Below are 17,921 nucleotides of genomic sequence, written 5' to 3' on the forward strand. Positions count from 1 at the left end.
CTGCCAATAATATGCCATAACAAACAGAAAAGAGCGGGAGAACCCACTCTTCTGCGACAGAGCTATCAGTAAATGTTATTACAATAATACCATGCTTGGCGGTGCGGCGCAACTGACTAGAACAAGGATAGCTGATTGGCATCAGGCATCCCTTCTAGGCAGCCATGATCATCCATGTACTCGATGATTGTTTTTGAAACGCGGCCGCGCTGCTGCAAATCTTCCTTCGACAGGAATTCGCCTTCCGCTCTCGCAGCAACGATTGACTTCGCAGCATTCGTGCCGAGCCCTGGAATGGCATTGAACGGCGGGATCAATGTATTGCCTTCAATCAGGAATTGATCCGCGGACGATTTATACAAATCGACTTTCTGGAATGAATAGCCGCGTTCGACCATCTCAAGCGCCAGTTCCATGACCGTCAGTAAGTTCTTTTCTTTCGTCGAAGCTTCGAGTCCTCTTGAGTTGATTTCGTCCACTTTGGCACGGATTGACTGGGATCCTTTTGCCATGGCGTTGACATCGAAATCTTCTGCCCGCACCGTGAAGTACGCGGCGTAGTAAAGGACCGGGAAATGAACTTTGAAATAAGCGATGCGGACCGCCATCAAAACGTAAGCGGCGGCGTGCGCTTTCGGGAACATGTATTTGATCTTTTTGCATGACTCGATATACCAGTTCGGGACGGCTTTCTCTTTCATTGCCGCTTCCATCTCCGGCGTCAAGCCTTTCCCTTTCCGTACCGATTCCATAATCTTAAACGCCAAAGATGATTCAAGCCCTTGATAGATCAAGTAGACCATGATGTCATCCCGGCAGCCGATGACGTCGGACAGTTGGCAAGTGCCGTTGTGGATCAATTCTTGGGCATTGCCGAGCCAAACATCCGTGCCATGCGACAATCCGGAAATTTGCACGAGTTCAGAGAACGTTGTCGGTTTCGTATCTTCAAGCATTTGGCGAACAAAGCGCGTCCCGAACTCCGGGATGCCGAGCGTTCCGGTTTTACAGCCGATCTGCTCTTTCGTGACGCCGAGCGATTCGGGACCTGCGAAAATCTTCATCACTTCCGGGTCATCTGTTGGGATCGTCTTCGGATCGATACCGGACAGATCCTGCAGCATACGGATCACTGTCGGGTCATCATGCCCGAGAATATCGAGCTTCAATAAATTATCGTGGATCGAGTGGAAGTCGAAATGAGTCGTCTTCCATTCGGAATCTTGCGCATCCGCCGGAAATTGGATTGGCGAGAAATCGTAGATGTCCATATAATCGGGCACAACGATGATGCCGCCTGGGTGCTGGCCTGTGCTGCGCTTGACGCCAGAACAGCCTTGCACCAAACGGTCGATCTCCGCGCCGCGCATCGTCATATCGCGGTCATTGGCATAGCCGCGCACATACCCGTAGGCTGTTTTTTCTGCTACCGTCCCGATCGTACCGGCCCGGAAGACATTGTCTTCACCGAACAGCACTTTCGTGTAATTATGTGCTTGCGGCTGATATTCGCCACTGAAGTTCAAATCGATATCGGGAACTTTGTCTCCTTTAAACCCAAGGAAGGTTTCAAAGGGGATATCCTGTCCATCTTTCTTATACGGAATCCCGCAATCCGGGCAATCCTTATCTTTCAAGTCAAAACCGGAACCGACAGAGCCATCATCGAAGAACTCGGCTTTCTTGCATTTGCGGCAAACATAATGAGGCGGCAAGGGGTTGACTTCCGTGATTTCTGTCAGCGTCGCAACAAGCGACGATCCGACAGAACCCCTGGAACCAACGAGATAGCCGTCATCAAGCGATTTTTTCACCAGTTTATGCGAAATCAAATAGATAACTGCAAAACCATGGCCGATGATCGACTTCAATTCCTTCTCGATGCGCGCCTCGACGATTTCCGGCAAGTCATCTCCATAAATCGAGCGGGCCATCGTGTAGCTGAGCTCACGGACTTCTTCATCTGCCCCTTCAATTTTAGGTGTGTACAATTCGTCTTTGATCGGTTTGACGACATCAATCATATCAGCGATCTTCAAGGAATTGTCGACCACAATTTCACGCGCCGTCTCTTCTCCGAGAAAATCGAAGGCGTCGAGCATTTCATTTGTCGTCCGGAAATGCACTTTCGGCAATGTCGAACGGTTCAACGGATTCGCGCCGCCTTGTGAACCAATGAGCACTTGGCGGAAGATGGCGTCCGTTTCATCAAGATAATGGACATTGCCTGTCGCGACTAGCGGCTTATCGAGCTTACGGCTCACTTTGGCCAGCTTGCGGATGATGTCTTCTAGATTCCATTCGTCGCGAATCAATTCGCGATCGATCAATGGCTGATACACTTCTTTCGGATGCACTTCCAAATAATCATAGAACTGCGCCGTGCGTTCCACTTCTTCCATCGATTTCTGCATGACCGCTTCGAACACTTCGCCTTTATCGCAGCCCGAACCGACAAGCAAGCCTTTCCGGTGGCGCTGCAACAATGAGCGAGGTATGCGCGGGACGCGGTAGAAATAATTGATATGGGAAGCTGAAACGAGCTTGAACAGGTTTTTCAAGCCTTCCTGGTCTTTTGCCAGCAAAGTGCAATGCGTCGGCCGTGAGCGCTTATAGGAATCGCCCGTCCCGACATAATCATTCAATTGATCGTGGTAGAGGATGCCTTTGTCGTCCGCTTCTTTCAATAGATGCGTCAACAAATAAGCGGTCGCCTCTGTATCGTAGATGGCGCGGTGATGCTGTGTCAGTTCAATATTGAACTTTTTCGCCAGCGTGTTCAAACGGTGGTTTTTCATTTCCGGGTGAAGCATGCGGGCAAGTTCTAATGTATCAATCGTGGCATGTGTTTTATCGATGCCGTATTTCTTATAGGCAACATATAGGAAGCCCATATCGAACGAAGCATTATGCGCAACCATGATATGATCGCCTGCCCATTCGTGGTATTCGCGAATAACTTCTTCGACTTCCGGTGCGTTGCGGACCATATCATCCGTGATGCCGGTCAAGTCGATCGTCGTTGCCGACAAAGGATGGTGCGGATTGGCGAAACGCTCGAATTTATCGATGATATTCCCGCCTTTGATCTTGACCGCTGCCAACTCGATGATCGTGTCATAGACAGCGGATAATCCGGTCGTCTCCAAGTCAAAGACGACAAAGGTCTCTTCTTCGAGCAAAGCATGGCGTTCTTCATAGGCAATCGGGACGCCGTCATCGACCAAATTCGCTTCCAATCCGAATATCGCCTTGATGCCGTGCTTTTGGCTCGCGGCATAAGCGTCCGGAAATGCTTGGACTCCTGCATGGTCCGTGACTGCAATCGCCGGATGGCCCCATTTCGCCGCTTGGGCGACCAATGATTCGATAGATGATACAGCGTCCATCTGGCTCATCGGTGAATGCAAGTGCAATTCCGCGCGTTTGACTTCGGCGGTGTCTTTACGGACGGATGGATTGATTTCGACCATATCGTTCGACATCATGACAAGATCCCTGACGAATGTATCGGTTTGGATGGAGCCTCTCGCTCTCAGCCACATGCCTTTTTTCGCTTGGGCCATGAGCTCCGCGTCTTCTTTATCACGCGAGAACATTTTGACGAGGATTGAATCCGTGTAATCGGTCATCTTGACGGTCAAAAGTGAACGGCCGCTGCGCAGTTCGCGGACTTCGACATCGAAAACGAAGCCTTCGATGGTGACGCGGCGTTCTTCGTCGACAATCGAACGGATCTCGACAATCGGCTCATCCGGTTTGATGGCAGAGCCCATTTGGAAAGGCCCTGATGGCACGCCATTCTCTTTGCGCTCGGTTTCTCGTTTCTTCATGTCTGCGACAGCTCTTTTGGCCATCGCTTCTTCTTCGGCTTTACGCTCTTCCATAAAGGCAGCACGCGCTTCCTGTTGGTCTTCTGCCGATAGCTGGAAGTCGATCGAAAATGCTGGAAATCCGAATTGCTGAAAAACCTGGCTTAGTTTTTCGGTGTATTTGGATTTCAATGCCATCATTTCATGTTCATGGCAGCAGTCGACGATCAATTTATTGCCATTCCATACAGGCGCTTGCGACAGCAGGCGCTCGCGTAGAGGCGGTGCCATATCCGCCAATTCGTCGACGACATGCCGCCAGTAGGCGGAAACTTGCTCGCCGTCAGCTTGTTGCGTGGGTGTTTCTATATGCACTTGAACGCTTGCAATCGTTGAAAACTTGGCTTGCAGCCGCTCGCGGAAAATAATAAATAATTCAAGCGGCAGCACTTGCTTGAGTTTGACGATAAAACGCCATGCCCGGTCTTTCTTATGAACGGTCATGCGTGTGAGTTCCGCCTCTTCAAAATATGGCATATGGACATCATCGGTTAACTCCAGATGCTGCAGCAGCAATTTAAATCTCATTTTGGCGTCTTGCTCATTTATCATGATTATCCCCTTCGCCATTTATTTCAGAAAAAGAAAGGAAAGTACGTTTGTACTTTCCTTTTATCATATCAGATTATTATTCATTTCTTAAAGAATTCGCGTACCTTGTCAGACACTTCATCTTTATGCCATTCGACTGTCTCGTTGGTTTCGCGGATTTTCACTTCCAGAATTCCTTCAGCGGCACGTTTGCCGACAGTGATGCGGAGTGGCAAGCCGATCAAATCGGCATCGGCGAATTTCACGCCGGCGCGCTCTTTGCGGTCATCGAGCAGTACTTCGAATCCTTGTGTTTTCAATTGTTCATAAATTTCTTCCCCGGTTTCGCGTTGCACGTCGTCTTTGACGTTGACCGGCACGACGTGGATTTCATACGGTGCGACCGCATTCGGCCAAGTGAACCCGGAATCGTCCTGGAATTGTTCAGCGACAGCCGCGACAATGCGTGAAACGCCGATGCCGTAGCAGCCCATGATGTAAGGCATCGCTTTGCCTTGGTCATTGAGGAAGGTCGCTTTCATCGGTTCGCTATAAGTCGTGCCGAGCTTGAAGATGTGGCCGACTTCGATTCCTTTAGCGAATTGAATCGTGCCGTTTCCGTCAGGCGATGGGTCGCCTTCTTTTACAAAACGCAGATCTCCGTAAGCTTCTACCGTGAAATCTTCGCCAGGTGTAACATTTTTGAAATGGACACCGTCTTCATTGGCGCCTGTCACGCTGTTCACAATCGATTTGACGGCATTGTCTGCAAATACGCGGACGTTTTCAGGCAAGTTCACTGGACCGATCGATCCGATATCACAGGACAGCAACTCGCGTATATCTTCAGGTGATGCCAAGTCGATCAGCTTAGCTCCTGAAATGTGCTTGACTTTCACATCGTTTACTTCATGGTCGCCACGTGACAACACGACGATGAGGTCGTCGTCCGCTTTGAACACAAGCGTTTTAATGCAGTTTTCAGGCGTCGTGTCGAGGAAATCCGCCACTTGTGCAATGGTCTTCTGGTCAGGTGTCGCAACTTTCTCGATTGGGTGCGTTTGTTCATCGGATTCAGGATAATCCACATTTACTGCGGCCATTTCAATATTCGCCGCGTATGGCGAACTGTCCGAATACGCAATCGTGTCTTCCCCAATTTCCGACAGCACCATGAATTCGTGATTGTCCTTGCCACCGATTGCCCCTGAATCCGCGATGACGGCACGGAAATTCAATCCGAGGCGGCTGAAAATATTGCTATAGGCTTGCATCATATCGTCGTAGGTTTTATCCAGGCTTTCCGGCGTCGCATGGAAAGAATACGCATCTTTCATGAGGAATTCGCGTCCGCGCAACAATCCAAAGCGTGGGCGCTTTTCATCACGGAACTTTGACTGGATTTGATACAAAGTCAAAGGCAACTTCTTATAGGATTTGATTTCATCGCGCAATAGGCTTGTGATGATTTCTTCATGGGTTGCACCTAATGCAAACTCACGGTCGTTGCGGTCTTTCAAACGCATTAATTCGTCGCCGTAAGAATACCAACGTCCTGTCTCTTGCCAAAGTTCAGCTTGCTGAAGCGCAGGCATGAAGACTTCGACGCTATTGATTGCTTCCATTTCCTCACGGATGATTTTCTCGACTTTGTGCAGAACACGTTTACCGAGCGGCAGGAATGAATAGATTCCGCTTGTATTTTGGCGGATGAACCCTGCCCGCAACAATAATTGATGCGATTTTACTTCCGCATCAGCTGGAGTTTCCCTTAAAGTCGGGATAAAGCTTAACGTTTGTCTCATTTCCGAATACACCTCGACTGGTTATTGTATTTGTAAATCTCTATGTAGCAGAGAAAGGAAAGCGATAGACGCTTTCCTTTCGTTCCTTAAAAGAAAAATCGTTGAATGTCATTCCATGTAACGACAATCATCAAGAGCATCAACAGCATGATCCCGACAAAATGGACCATTCCTTCTTTTTGCTTATCGACTGGCTTGCCTCTCAGCGCTTCAAGAACGAAGAACATGAGGCGCCCGCCATCAAGCGCAGGCAGCGGCAACAAGTTCATGATCCCCAAGTTGATGCTGAGCATGCCAGCCCAACTCATGAGTGTAAAGATACCGTACTGGGCGACTTCTTCAGTCGTTTTGTAAATACCGACAGGGCCGGACAGGGCATCGATTGTGAATTGGCCTGTCACAAGCATGCCAAGCAGGCGGAATATCTCTTTGAACCAAAAGACTGTTTGTTCAGCACCATAAGCGAATGAACCGAAAAAGTCTTTTTCCACCGGGCTTTGATACAAGACCCCGATGACGCCTACTTCTTCAGCTGCTTGCTCGGACAGTTCAGGCGTAATCGTGAAGTTCAAAGGCTCGCCGTCACGCTCTACTTGGAAATCAAGCGCTGTTCCTGCACTGTCTTGGACAGATTCCACCAGTTCGTCCCATGTAGTGATAGATTGGCCTTCGATCTCCGTCACTAAATCGCCATCCTGCATCCCTGCCTCTTCGGCAGGGCTGTCTTCTGTCACTTCGGTAATGACCGGCTCGAAAGTTGGCACACCTTGCATCATGCCGATCGCCGTGAAGATGAAAAATGCCAGGATAAAGTTAAAGAACGGTCCAGCAAAAATCGTCATGAAACGGTTCGGCAAATTTTTTGCGTCGAATGTGCGGTCATAAGGCGCCAAGATCGTTTCACGCCCGTTTTCTTCCACTACCGCATCTCGGGCGACTTTGATATTCACCAATTGCTCGTCTTCGTCATAGCCTTTGATGTAAAGATCTTTTTCGAGGTCTGCTTGCTCCACTTCCAAAAACAGGATATCAGGATAGACATGCTTTTGGTTAAGGATGACTTTCTTTGCCTGCCCCTTTTCATCCAATAGCAATCCGATGCGATGGCCTGCCTGCAGATGGATGGCATCCATTTCTTCCCCCGCCATGCGGACATATCCGCCAATCGGAAGCAATCTAATCGTATACAGCGTCTCGCCTCGTGTAATGCCTAAAATCTTGGGGCCCATTCCGATAGCGAATTCACGAACGAGGATTCCGGCCCGCTTAGCGAACAGGAAATGGCCCAGCTCGTGGAAAAACACTAACGCGCCGAAAATGATGATGAACGCTAATACTGTCTCCATATTGAACCCATCCTTAATAAACCTTATTCGGTTTTAATCTGTCGCTATTTTAGCATGTTTTCCACAGTTTTTCTCGTTTCAGAATCTGCCTCAAGGATCGTTTCGAGATCCGGCGATGCAATCGCTTGGTGGTCAAGCATTGCCTGTTCGATGAATTCTTCGATTTGCAAAAAGCCGATTTGACGGTTCAAGAACATTGCGACCGCCTGCTCATTGGCGGCATTTAAAACAGTGGTCATCGTGCCGCCTTCCCGCCCAGCGTCGAATGCCAGCTTCAATGCACGGAACCGTTCGTAATCCATTGCCCGGAAATTCAGCTGGGCGATTTCCGCCAAGTCCAGCCGTTTGGCAGTTGGTCGCGGCAGGCGGTCTGGATAAGACAGTGCATACTGGATCGGCACTCTCATATCAGGCGTCCCGAGCTGCGCCATGACGCTCGTATCTTGAAATTCAACCATGGAGTGGATGATGCTCTCCCGGTGCAACAGCACATCAATATCATCATAGGCAAAATCGAACAGCACATGCGCTTCGATCACTTCCAAGCCTTTATTCAACATCGTCGCGGAATCGATCGTGATCTTGGATCCCATCGACCAATTCGGGTGATTGAGCGCATCTTCAACTGTGACATTTGCAAGTTCATCGCGCGTTTTATCACGGAAGCTGCCGCCTGAAGCCGTCAGGATCAATCGGCTTGCCTGCTCAAGCTTTTCTCCGTTGAGCGCTTGGAACAAGGCTGAATGTTCACTATCCACAGGCAAGATATCAGCTCCGTACTTTTTGGCGCTTTGCATGACGAGATGCCCCGCTGTCACAAGTGTTTCTTTATTGGCGATGGCAATCGTGCGGCCGAGTTTAATTGCTTCCAAAGTCGGCTCAAGCCCGACACTGCCGATTACTGCATTGACCAAGACATCAGCCTCGTATGTCGAAGCATCAATCAAGCCTTTACTGCCATGGGCAAAATGAATGCCCTTGAATTCCTGTTGTAATTGTCGCGCGTCCTCAGCAAGCTGGACGCAGACGATTTCTGGCTGGAACTCTTGAATTAGCTCGCGTGTTTTTTCAATGTTTTTACCGGCAGATAATCCGACCAGCGAAAATTCTTCGGGATGTTCCCGAATGATATCCGCTGTCTGGATGCCGATCGAGCCGGTCGCGCCAAGCAATATGATTTTTTTCATCTATTAAACAACCCTCTCTTAAATAAAATGCAGGAAATGCAATAGTGGCATAACAAAAAGAATACTGTCGAACCGGTCTAAAATGCCCCCATGCCCCGGCAGCATTTTTCCGGAATCCTTTACATTGAAATGGCGTTTTAAGGCCGATTCCACCAAATCGCCCATTTGACCGAAAATCGAAGCGACGATCGCCACAATGATGACCAATAGCAGTGGTTGTTCCATGCCGGCAAAATACGCGAAAATCAAGGCGATGCCGATTGCCCAAATAATGCCGCCGACAAACCCTTCAATGGTCTTATTCGGCGAAATCTCAGGCCATAATTTCCGTTTGCCGATTTTACGTCCCGTAAAATAAGCGCCGGAATCGGTAAACCAGACGACAAGAAGCGCAAAGATTAACACAGTGAGGCCTGCTTCTGATTCCCGTGTTTCGATTAAGTAGTAAAACCCTAAGCCCACATAAAGCGTACCAAGGATAGCGAACGCGGCATCGTCAAAAGTAAAGCTGTTTTTGACGATGACCGTATGTATTAGCAATAAAATGACCGCCATGAAAACAAATTCGACTTTCAAATAGCCGGTCCATTCGTACACCTGCTGCGACCAATCACCAGGCAGCATAAATGCGTACAAAGCCACAAGAGAAATAAGGCCGGGCACACTCATGAGACTCCGGCCTTTCATTTTAAGTAATTCTTGAAAACCAATTGTTGCAAGGACGTATACCAAAAGAATAAACGGAATCCCGCCGATAATAACAAATGGAATAAATAGAGCAGCTGCTACGGCTCCCGTAATAATACGTTGCTTCAATTTGCTTCTTCCCCCTTCAAGCCACCAAAACGCCGATTTCGTTTCTGATAAACCTCAAATGCTTCAAGCAAGCAGTCTTCACCGAAATCCGGCCACAGCGTGTCAGTAAACCAAAACTCCGTATAAGCCAATTGCCATAGCATGAAGTTGCTCAAACGAACCTCCCCGCTCGTTCGGATCAATAGATCAGGTTCCGGTAAACCGCTCGTCATGAGGCGGCTCGTGATCATTTCTTCTGAAATTTCGGACGGGTCCAGTTCACCCGCCTGTACGAGTGCTGCTATGTTTTTGACAGCGTCGACAATTTCGGCGCGACTCCCGTAATTCAATGCAAAATTCAACACCAAACCATCGTTATGCTTGGTTGCTTCTTTCGCTTTTTGGATCGCTTGGATCGTATGGGCAGGCAAATCATCCACATAGCCCATCATTTCCACGCGAACGTTCTCTTCAATCAGCTCCGGCAAGAAACTGGACAGAAACTCTTCCGGCAAACGCATCAGAAAGTCCACTTCCATTTTCGGGCGCTTCCAGTTTTCCGTCGAAAAGGCATATAAAGTCAATACATCGACGCCAAGATGGCTCGAGAGCTTCGTGATTTTGCGGACTGTTTTCATTCCTTCGTGATGGCCTGCGACTCTCGGCATGGACCGCTTTTTCGCCCAGCGCCCGTTGCCATCCATGATGATCGCTACATGCGACGGTACGCCTGCACCAGCTACAGCCATAGCACGTTCGCCATATTCCACCACTACCGGCTCTATATTTCTCTTTAATAGTTTATTGAACATAATTAATCCTCCACTTGTAACCAATCGGAATGTCTATTGCTTATCATATCAAAAAAATGTACGTTGTGCGTGAACTTTCAAGGCACTTCCGAAATTTTGGCATGAAAAAAGCGTCCTGTTATACAGGACGCCCGGAAACAGATGAAGTTCGCTTAAACTGCCATGATTTCAGTTTCTTTGTCTTTGGCCATGTCGTCGATCTTGGCGATATGCGTGTTCGTCATATCTTGCACATCATCCGAGTAGCCGCGCAAATCGTCGGCTGTAATTTCGCTCTTTTTCTCCAACTTTTTCAAATCGTCATTGGCATCGCGGCGAATATTGCGGATAACGACTTTTGCCTCTTCCGCCTCTTTTTTCACTTGTTTGACCAAATCTTTGCGGCGCTCTTCAGTAAGGGCCGGAACCGCAAGACGAATGACGTTGCCGTCGTTTGAAGGGCTGAGTCCAAGATCTGATTTCATGATGGCTTTTTCGATTTCAGGCAATACGGTTTTGTCGTAAGGCTGGATCATGATCAAGCGAGCTTCCGGTACGGAAATACCCGCAACTTGGTTGATCGGTGTAGGAGCCCCGTAATATTCGACCGTGATCTTATCGAGCAATGAAGGCGTCGCACGCCCCGCGCGGATAGAAGCCAAATCACGCGAAAAAGCTTGAATGGCATTGCTCATTTTCGTTTTCGTATCGTTCATGATTGTTTTCGGCATTATAATGATCTCCTCACTACTGTCCCGATCTTTTCACCCAGAACAGCTCGTTTTATGTTTCCTTTTTCCATTATAGAGAATACTACGAGTGGAATATCATTGTCCATACATAATGTGGAAGCTGTCGAGTCCATCACTTGAAGACCTTGCTGAATCACATCGAAATACGATAGTTCATCGTACTTGACTGCTTCAACATCGGTTTTTGGATCAGCAGAATACACGCCATCCACGTTGTTTTTCGCCATCAAGATGACATCAGCCTCGATTTCTGCCGCACGCAAGGCAGCTGTCGTATCTGTTGAGAAGTAAGGATTTCCAGTTCCGGCCGAGAAAATGACCACACGCTTTTTCTCGAGGTGGCGAATCGCTCTTCTGCGGATATACGGTTCAGCGACTTGGCGCATTTCAATCGAAGACAATACGCGCGTTTCTACGTCTTGCTTCTCGAGCGAATCCTGCAAGGCTAGTGAGTTCATGACGGTTGCCAGCATCCCCATATAGTCTGCAGTCGCACGGTCCATGCCCATTTCCGAACCTACTTTGCCGCGCCAGATATTTCCTCCGCCGACCACTACTGCTACTTCAACACCGAGGTCTACGATTTCTTTCACTTGCGCTGCGACAGATTTAATGATTTCAGGGGAAAGACCGAAACCTTGTCCGCCTGCCATCGCTTCTCCACTTAATTTCAGTACAATGCGTTTGTATTTTGGAACACTCATCGGTACCCTCCGTTACACGTTTATTGAAAAACAGGGAACACAACATTGTGCTCCCCGGATAACTCTTATAAAAGTTGGATTATTTTTTGTTAACTTGGCTCATAACTTCGTCAGCGAAGTTGTCTTCGCGTTTTTCGATGCCTTCGCCCACTTCGTAACGGATGAACTCTTTTACCGTGCCGCCAACAGATGCTGCGAAATCGCGGACTTTCTGGTCAGAGTTTTTGACGAATGCTTGGTCAAGCAAGCAGATGTCTTCGAAGTATTTTCCAAGGCGGCCTTCAACCATTTTTTCAACGATTTTTTCTGGCTTGCCTTCGTTCAATGCTTGTTCAGTCAATACACTGCGCTCGCGTTCTACTTCATCAGCAGAGACTTCGTCACGTGAAATGTATTTCGGGTTAAGTGCAGCGATGTGCATTGCGATATCGCGTGCAGCTTGTGAATCGGATGAACCTTCCAATACAACTAGAACGCCGATACGGCCGCCCATGTGCAAGTAAGGGCCAAAAGCGTCGTTGTCCGATTTTGTGCGGACTTCAAAGCGGCGCAATGTAATTTTTTCGCCAATTTTAGCGATAGCGTTCGAGATGTGGTCTGCTACTGACAAGCCGTTAGACATTGTCGAAGCGTTCGCTTCATCGATTGTTGCCGGTTTAGTTGCAAGCAAATGCTCGCCGATTTCTTTGACCAAAGTCTGGAAGCCTTCGTTTTTCGCTACGAAATCAGTTTCTGCGTTGACTTCATAGATGACTGCTTCGTTTCCTTCTTCAAGGATTGACGTGATCCCTTCAGCTGCGATGCGATCTGCTTTTTTAGAAGCGCTTGACAATCCTTTTTCGCGAAGGAAATCTTGAGCTGCTTCAATGTCACCGTCAGTTTGTACCAATGCTTTTTTGCAATCCATCATACCTGCGCCTGTTTTTTCGCGCAATTCTTTAACCATTTGAGCTGTAACTGCCATGATTAAATTCCTCCTTCAACTTGTCTGTGTTTTCTCAAAAAAAGGTGATAAGTGGGGTTGGCCGCTTATCACCTGTAAACATTGCGAATTACTCAGCAGTTTCCGCTGATGCTTCTTCGTCTTCTTCTGGCTTAGACTCAAGAAGAGCGTCAGCCATTTTGCCAGTCAATAGTTTGACCGCACGGATAGCATCATCGTTTGCAGGGATTACGTAATCGATTTCGTCCGGGTCGCAGTTTGTATCAACGATACCTACGATTGGAATGTTCAATTTCATAGCTTCTGCTACTGCGATGCGTTCTTTACGTGGGTCTACGACGAACATTACGTCTGGAAGACCGTTCATGTCACGGATACCGCCTAGGAATTTCTCCAAGCGTTCGTGTTGTTTTTTCAATTGGACTACTTCTTTTTTCGGAAGGACATCGAAAGTGCCGTCTTCTTCCATGCGCTCGATCTGTTTCATGCGGTTAACACGTTTTTGGATCGTGCCGAAGTTAGTCAAAGTACCACCCAACCAGCGTTGGTTGATGTAGTAGTTGCCAGAACGTTCTGCTTCTTCTTTGATAGCGTCCTGAGCTTGTTTTTTTGTTCCTACGAACAAGACTTTACCGCCTTCTTCGCCCACTTGCTTCATGAAGTTATAAGCTTCCTCAAGTTTGCGGACCGTCTTTTGAAGGTCGATGATGTAGATGCCGTTACGTTCCACGAAGATGTATTTTTTCATTTTCGGGTTCCAGCGGCGCGTCTGGTGGCCAAAGTGAACACCAGCTTCAAGCAATTGTTTCATTGAAATTACTGCCATGATGTGTTTCCTCCTAATAGGTTTTTGTTTGCCTCCGCACTCTTCGCTTCTGAACCGTTACCCATACAGGCACCTGCGGAACAGATCGGAATGCGTGTGTATTTAACACCATTTGAAATTATACCACGCAGTTGCTGGTGCCTGCAACTGATATTTATAAAAGCTTGGAAAAGGTATAGGGGCTTTTGAGAAACCTCGGCTATTTTTTCGTTCCGCTCCAGCCGGACGCTTTCGGGCCCACAGGATGTGGGTCATGCAGCTGGCGCGACAGGAGATCGCGTTGCCAGCTGCCTGGGCACGATTCGTCGAGTAAGCCCCGCATAGAAAGCCGCTGCTCCCACATCTGCTAGCAGATGCGTCGCAAATGAACATACTCAGCAAGGCTTCGCATATTCATTAGTCGCCGGCTTCCGCTACACTAGCGCCGGAGAATTATTTCTTCAACACCCTTTTAAATTCGCTTGATTATAAACAGGAGATGAAACAGAAAATTTGTAATGAAAAGCTGTAACTTCTTTATCATTCCGAGGTAGTACAAAACGCAAAAACCGCCCCGGAACTATTGGATAGTCCGGGGCGGCGTGTGAAATTAATTCATTTTTAATTGCTCGAGCTCTGCAAGGAATTTCGTATTCAATACTTTGATATACGTTCCTTTCATGCCGAGTGAACGTGATTCGATAACGCCAGCACTCTCAAGTTTGCGGAGTGCGTTGACGATAACCGAACGCGTGATGCCGACGCGGTCAGCAATTTTAGATGCCACAAGCAATCCTTCGTTGCCATCGAGTTCTTCAAAGATATGCTCGATTGCTTCAAGTTCGCTGTATGAAAGCGAGCTGATCGCCATTTGGACAACAGCTTTGCTGCGGGCTTCTTCTTCGATGCGGTCACCTTTTTCACGGAGGATCTCCATGCCGACAACTGTTGCGCCGTATTCACCAAGGATCAAATCGTCGTCGCCGAACTGGTCGTTAACACGGCCAAGCAACAATGTGCCAAGGCGCTCACCGCCGCCGATGATTGGAACGATTGTGGTCAAGCCGTTTTTGAATAGTTCGCGCTCTTCGACAGGGAAGATTGTGTGCTCACTGTTCACATCCATGTTAGCGGATGTTTCTGTAACGTTCGAAAGGTTTTGTGTGTATTCGACCGGGAATTGGCGTTCTTCCAACATGTTCTTCATACGGTCGTTTTCGATCTGCTGGTTGACAGCGTAGCCAAGAACCTTCCCTTTGCGGCTGACGACGAAGACATTTGCCTCGATGACTTCGCTCAATGTTTCAGCCATGTCCTTAAAGTTTACCGGCTTGCCGGCTGCTGCTTGCAACATAGAGTTAATGCGTCTTGTTTTTCCCAATAAATTCATAATTATGAACCTCCTACATGATTCGTACGTATTTCGCACCGTTTATTCAATATTCTAAAGGTTTTTACACTTTAATGAAACCAATACGCCTTGTTCTACAAGATAAATTGTGACAAATCTTTGTTTTTCGCCACATTTTCAAGTTTTTCATTAACGTATTGAGGAGTGATATCGATTTGAGCAGGTGAAATCTCAGATGCCTCAAATGACAGGTCTTCCAATAAGCGTTCCAATATTGTATGAAGTCGGCGAGCGCCGATATTATCCGTCTGTTGATTTACTTCATAAGCAATTTCCGCAAGTCTGACGATTGACGCATCAGTAAAGTGTACCATAACTCCCTCGGTTTCGAGAAGGGCTTTATACTGATTGAGCAAGGAATGTTTTGGTTCCGTCAAAATTTTCACGAAATCATCGACTTCCAGCTTGGTCAATTCGACGCGGATCGGGAAACGGCCCTGCAATTCCGGGATCAAGTCGGAAGGCTTTGACATATGGAAAGCACCGGCTGCGACAAACAGTACATAATCGGTTTTCACCGCGCCATATTTTGTCGATACAGTCGAGCCTTCGACGATCGGCAGGATGTCGCGCTGTACCCCTTCTCTTGAAACATCTGCAGAAGAACTGGAACTTTTGCTGGCGATTTTGTCCATTTCGTCGATGAAGATGATGCCATGCTGCTCAGCGCGGCGAATCGCCTCAGACGAGATTTCCTCACTGTCGACCAGTTTTTCCGATTCCTCGGCCGTCAGTACGCGCCGGGCGTCTTTCACTTGCATGCGGCGCTTTTTCTTTTTCTTTGGCATCAAGGAAGATAAGGCATCCTGCATATTTTCGCCCATCTGCTCCATTCCCGAGCCTTGGAAAGCGTCAAACATGGAAGCCGTGTTTTCCGTCACTTCCACTGTCACCCACTCGTCTTCCAACTTGCCGGCTTTCAGGTCAGCGGCAATTTCGCGGCGCTTGACGCGCACTTCCACTTCAGCTTCCGGATCTTCCTCTTCCTGTTCTTGTTTTTGGCCAAAGAACATTTCAAGCGGGTTTTGCGCCGTCTGTTTTTTCTTCATTGACGGCGCCAGCAATTTCACGAGTCGGTCATTGGCAGAGGATTCTGCACGCTCTTTCACAGCTTCGTATTTTTCTTCTTTGACGATGCGCACCGATGCTTCCACTAAATCACGAACCATCGACTCCACATCGCGACCGACATATCCGACTTCCGTAAACTTCGTCGCTTCGACTTTGATGAACGGCGCGCCAGTCAGTTTTGCGATGCGGCGCGCGATTTCCGTTTTCCCGACGCCTGTCGGACCGATCATTAAAATATTCTTCGGGATAACTTCATCTTGCATTTCTTCATCGAGACGGCTGCGGCGGTAGCGGTTGCGCAGCGCAATCGCGATTGAGCGCTTGGCGTCTTTTTGCCCGACGATGAAGCGGTCCAAGTGATCGGTAATCTGCCGGGGAGTTAAATCGGTTTGTGTTTTCATTCTGACAACTCCTCCATGATGATTTGGTGGTTGGTATAGACGCAAATATCTGCAGCCGTTTCAAGCGCGGATTGGGCAATTTCGCCTGCCGTCAGCTGGTCGCCTGCATATTTTTTCAATGCCCGGCCAGCCGCAAGCGCATAATTGCCGCCTGAGCCGATTGCCAAGATCCCGTCATCAGGTTCGATGACTTCACCAGTGCCTGAGACAAGCAATAGTTCATCTTTGTTCATGACAATGAGCATCGCTTCCAGCTGCCGCAGCATTTTATCGCCGCGCCATTGCTTCGCAAGTTCGACGGCAGCGCGCTGAAGATTGCCGTTGTATTCAGTAAGCTTGCCTTCAAACATTTCAAACAGCGTAAAGGCATCTGCCACAGAACCGGCAAATCCAGTCAGCACTTCGTTGTTATAGAGCCTGCGGACTTTTTTCGCGGTATGTTTCATGACGACGGCATTGCCGAATGTCACTTGCCCATCGCCTGCCATAGCCGATTTGCCTTTATGCTTTACGGCAAAGATCGTGGTTGCATGAAATTCCTGCATGTTAAGGTTCTCCTCCTTATGCCCTTGGATGGGCTTTTAAATACGTATTGCGCAAATGGTCTTTTGTCACGTGCGTATAGACTTGCGTGGAACTGAGATGCGCATGGCCCAATAATTCCTGGACCGTGCGCATATCCGCCCCGTTGTTCAAAAGATGGGTAGCGAATGTATGGCGGATCATATGGGGGTAGATCGATGAATTGAGCGATGCCTTTTTCATGCATTCGTTCAAAATATGGCGGATCCCGCGGTCCGTCACCCCATCCCCCCGGCTATTGACGAATAGCATGTCGTGCTCTTTCGACTTCATCAACCTTGGACGGGCCGAGTCGATATAAAGTTCCAATGCGTCGTGGGCAAACTGGCCGTAAGGGATGTAACGCTCTTTTCTGCCCTTGCCGAGCACTTTGACAATATGCATATGGCGGTCCAAATCTTTCATCTTGATCGATACGCATTCACTGACGCGCATGCCGGTTGCATAAAGCAGCTCCAGCAAAGCACGGTTCCTAAGCGACAGCGCATCTTCCCCCGTGAGTGACGCGAACAGCTGCTCAAGCTCTTCTTCGTAGAAAAATTGCGGCAGCCGCTCTTCTTTCTTCGGATGGAACAGCGAACGAAATGCTGCTTCACTGAGCCCGAATTCGCGGTTGCCATAGCGGAAAAACGAGCGGATAGCAGAGATTTTCCGAGAGATTGACGTTCTGGATAATTCGGCTTCATATAGTTTCGTTACATAATTTCGCGCATGAAGGTATTCGACTTCGTGCAGATCGCTCACGCCTTCTTGTTCCAAAAACAGAAAAAAACCCTCCAGATCCTGTAGGTACTGGTGGACAGTGTGGGCAGAGTAATTCTTTTCCAATTGGATATAGCTCATGAACGATTCGAGCATCTGTTCTTTCGTCATCTGGCACGCCGCCTTTCAGGCAATTAAAAAAGCCTCTAAAGTATACCAATAC

Annotated in this window: 14 protein-coding genes; all 14 read right to left on the reverse strand. The window is 48.3% G+C overall.

Annotation, left to right across the window (positions count from 1 at the left end; translation table 11 throughout):
- Nucleotides 1–116 precede the first annotated feature (116 nt).
- Nucleotides 117–4,424: a PolC-type DNA polymerase III gene (locus tag G3255_RS10605; RefSeq protein ID WP_211654437.1), complete on the reverse strand. Its 4,308-nt coding sequence runs from the start codon at nt 4,422–4,424 to the stop codon at nt 117–119.
- Nucleotides 4,425–4,504: 80 nt separating this feature from the next.
- Nucleotides 4,505–6,208 (reverse strand): proline--tRNA ligase, encoded by a 1,704-nt coding sequence (locus tag G3255_RS10610; protein WP_211654438.1) that lies wholly within the window; start codon nt 6,206–6,208, stop codon nt 4,505–4,507.
- Nucleotides 6,209–6,294: 86 nt separating this feature from the next.
- Nucleotides 6,295–7,554: an RIP metalloprotease RseP gene (gene rseP, locus G3255_RS10615; protein WP_211654439.1), complete on the reverse strand. Its 1,260-nt coding sequence runs from the start codon at nt 7,552–7,554 to the stop codon at nt 6,295–6,297.
- A gap of 44 nt (nt 7,555–7,598) precedes the next feature.
- Entirely contained in the window at nt 7,599–8,741 is a 1,143-nt protein-coding gene (gene dxr / locus G3255_RS10620) for a 1-deoxy-D-xylulose-5-phosphate reductoisomerase (protein WP_211654440.1), read from the reverse strand.
- 18 nt (nt 8,742–8,759) lie between these two features.
- On the reverse strand, nt 8,760–9,557 hold the full coding sequence (locus tag G3255_RS10625; protein WP_211654441.1) for a phosphatidate cytidylyltransferase: 798 nt from the start codon (nt 9,555–9,557) through the stop codon (nt 8,760–8,762).
- Nucleotides 9,554–10,348: an undecaprenyl pyrophosphate synthase gene (gene uppS / locus G3255_RS10630; RefSeq protein ID WP_211654442.1), complete on the reverse strand. Its 795-nt coding sequence runs from the start codon at nt 10,346–10,348 to the stop codon at nt 9,554–9,556. The genes G3255_RS10625 and uppS overlap by 4 nt, the downstream gene beginning before the upstream one ends.
- Before the next feature lie 152 nt (nt 10,349–10,500).
- A complete protein-coding gene (gene frr, locus G3255_RS10635; RefSeq protein WP_211654443.1) occupies nt 10,501–11,058 on the reverse strand; it encodes a ribosome recycling factor in 558 nt (185 codons plus the stop codon).
- Nucleotides 11,058–11,783, reverse strand: coding sequence for a UMP kinase (pyrH, locus tag G3255_RS10640; protein ID WP_101190520.1), 726 nt, complete (start codon nt 11,781–11,783; stop codon nt 11,058–11,060). The genes frr and pyrH overlap by 1 nt, the downstream gene beginning before the upstream one ends.
- A gap of 79 nt (nt 11,784–11,862) precedes the next feature.
- Nucleotides 11,863–12,747 carry a translation elongation factor Ts gene (tsf, locus tag G3255_RS10645; RefSeq protein ID WP_211654444.1) on the reverse strand — a complete coding sequence of 295 codons (885 nt, stop codon included), beginning with the start codon at nt 12,745–12,747 and terminating at the stop codon, nt 11,863–11,865.
- 88 nt (nt 12,748–12,835) lie between these two features.
- Nucleotides 12,836–13,552: a 30S ribosomal protein S2 gene (rpsB, locus tag G3255_RS10650; protein WP_058380458.1), complete on the reverse strand. Its 717-nt coding sequence runs from the start codon at nt 13,550–13,552 to the stop codon at nt 12,836–12,838.
- 589 nt (nt 13,553–14,141) lie between these two features.
- Nucleotides 14,142–14,921, reverse strand: a complete 780-nt coding sequence (gene codY / locus G3255_RS10655; RefSeq protein ID WP_058380457.1) for a GTP-sensing pleiotropic transcriptional regulator CodY — start codon at nt 14,919–14,921, stop codon at nt 14,142–14,144.
- Nucleotides 14,922–15,016: 95 nt separating this feature from the next.
- Complete coding sequence (hslU, locus tag G3255_RS10660; protein WP_211654445.1) at nt 15,017–16,414, reverse strand: ATP-dependent protease ATPase subunit HslU; 1,398 nt, start codon at nt 16,412–16,414, stop codon at nt 15,017–15,019.
- Nucleotides 16,411–16,959 carry an ATP-dependent protease subunit HslV gene (gene hslV, locus G3255_RS10665; protein WP_211654446.1) on the reverse strand — a complete coding sequence of 183 codons (549 nt, stop codon included), beginning with the start codon at nt 16,957–16,959 and terminating at the stop codon, nt 16,411–16,413. The genes hslU and hslV overlap by 4 nt, the downstream gene beginning before the upstream one ends.
- A 16-nt stretch (nt 16,960–16,975) precedes the next feature.
- Nucleotides 16,976–17,869, reverse strand: coding sequence for a tyrosine recombinase XerC (gene xerC / locus G3255_RS10670; RefSeq protein WP_211654447.1), 894 nt, complete (start codon nt 17,867–17,869; stop codon nt 16,976–16,978).
- Nucleotides 17,870–17,921 lie beyond the last annotated feature (52 nt).

The organism is Planococcus sp. MSAK28401 (assembly GCF_018283455.1).
Classification (GTDB): domain Bacteria; phylum Bacillota; class Bacilli; order Bacillales_A; family Planococcaceae; genus Planococcus; species Planococcus alpniumensis.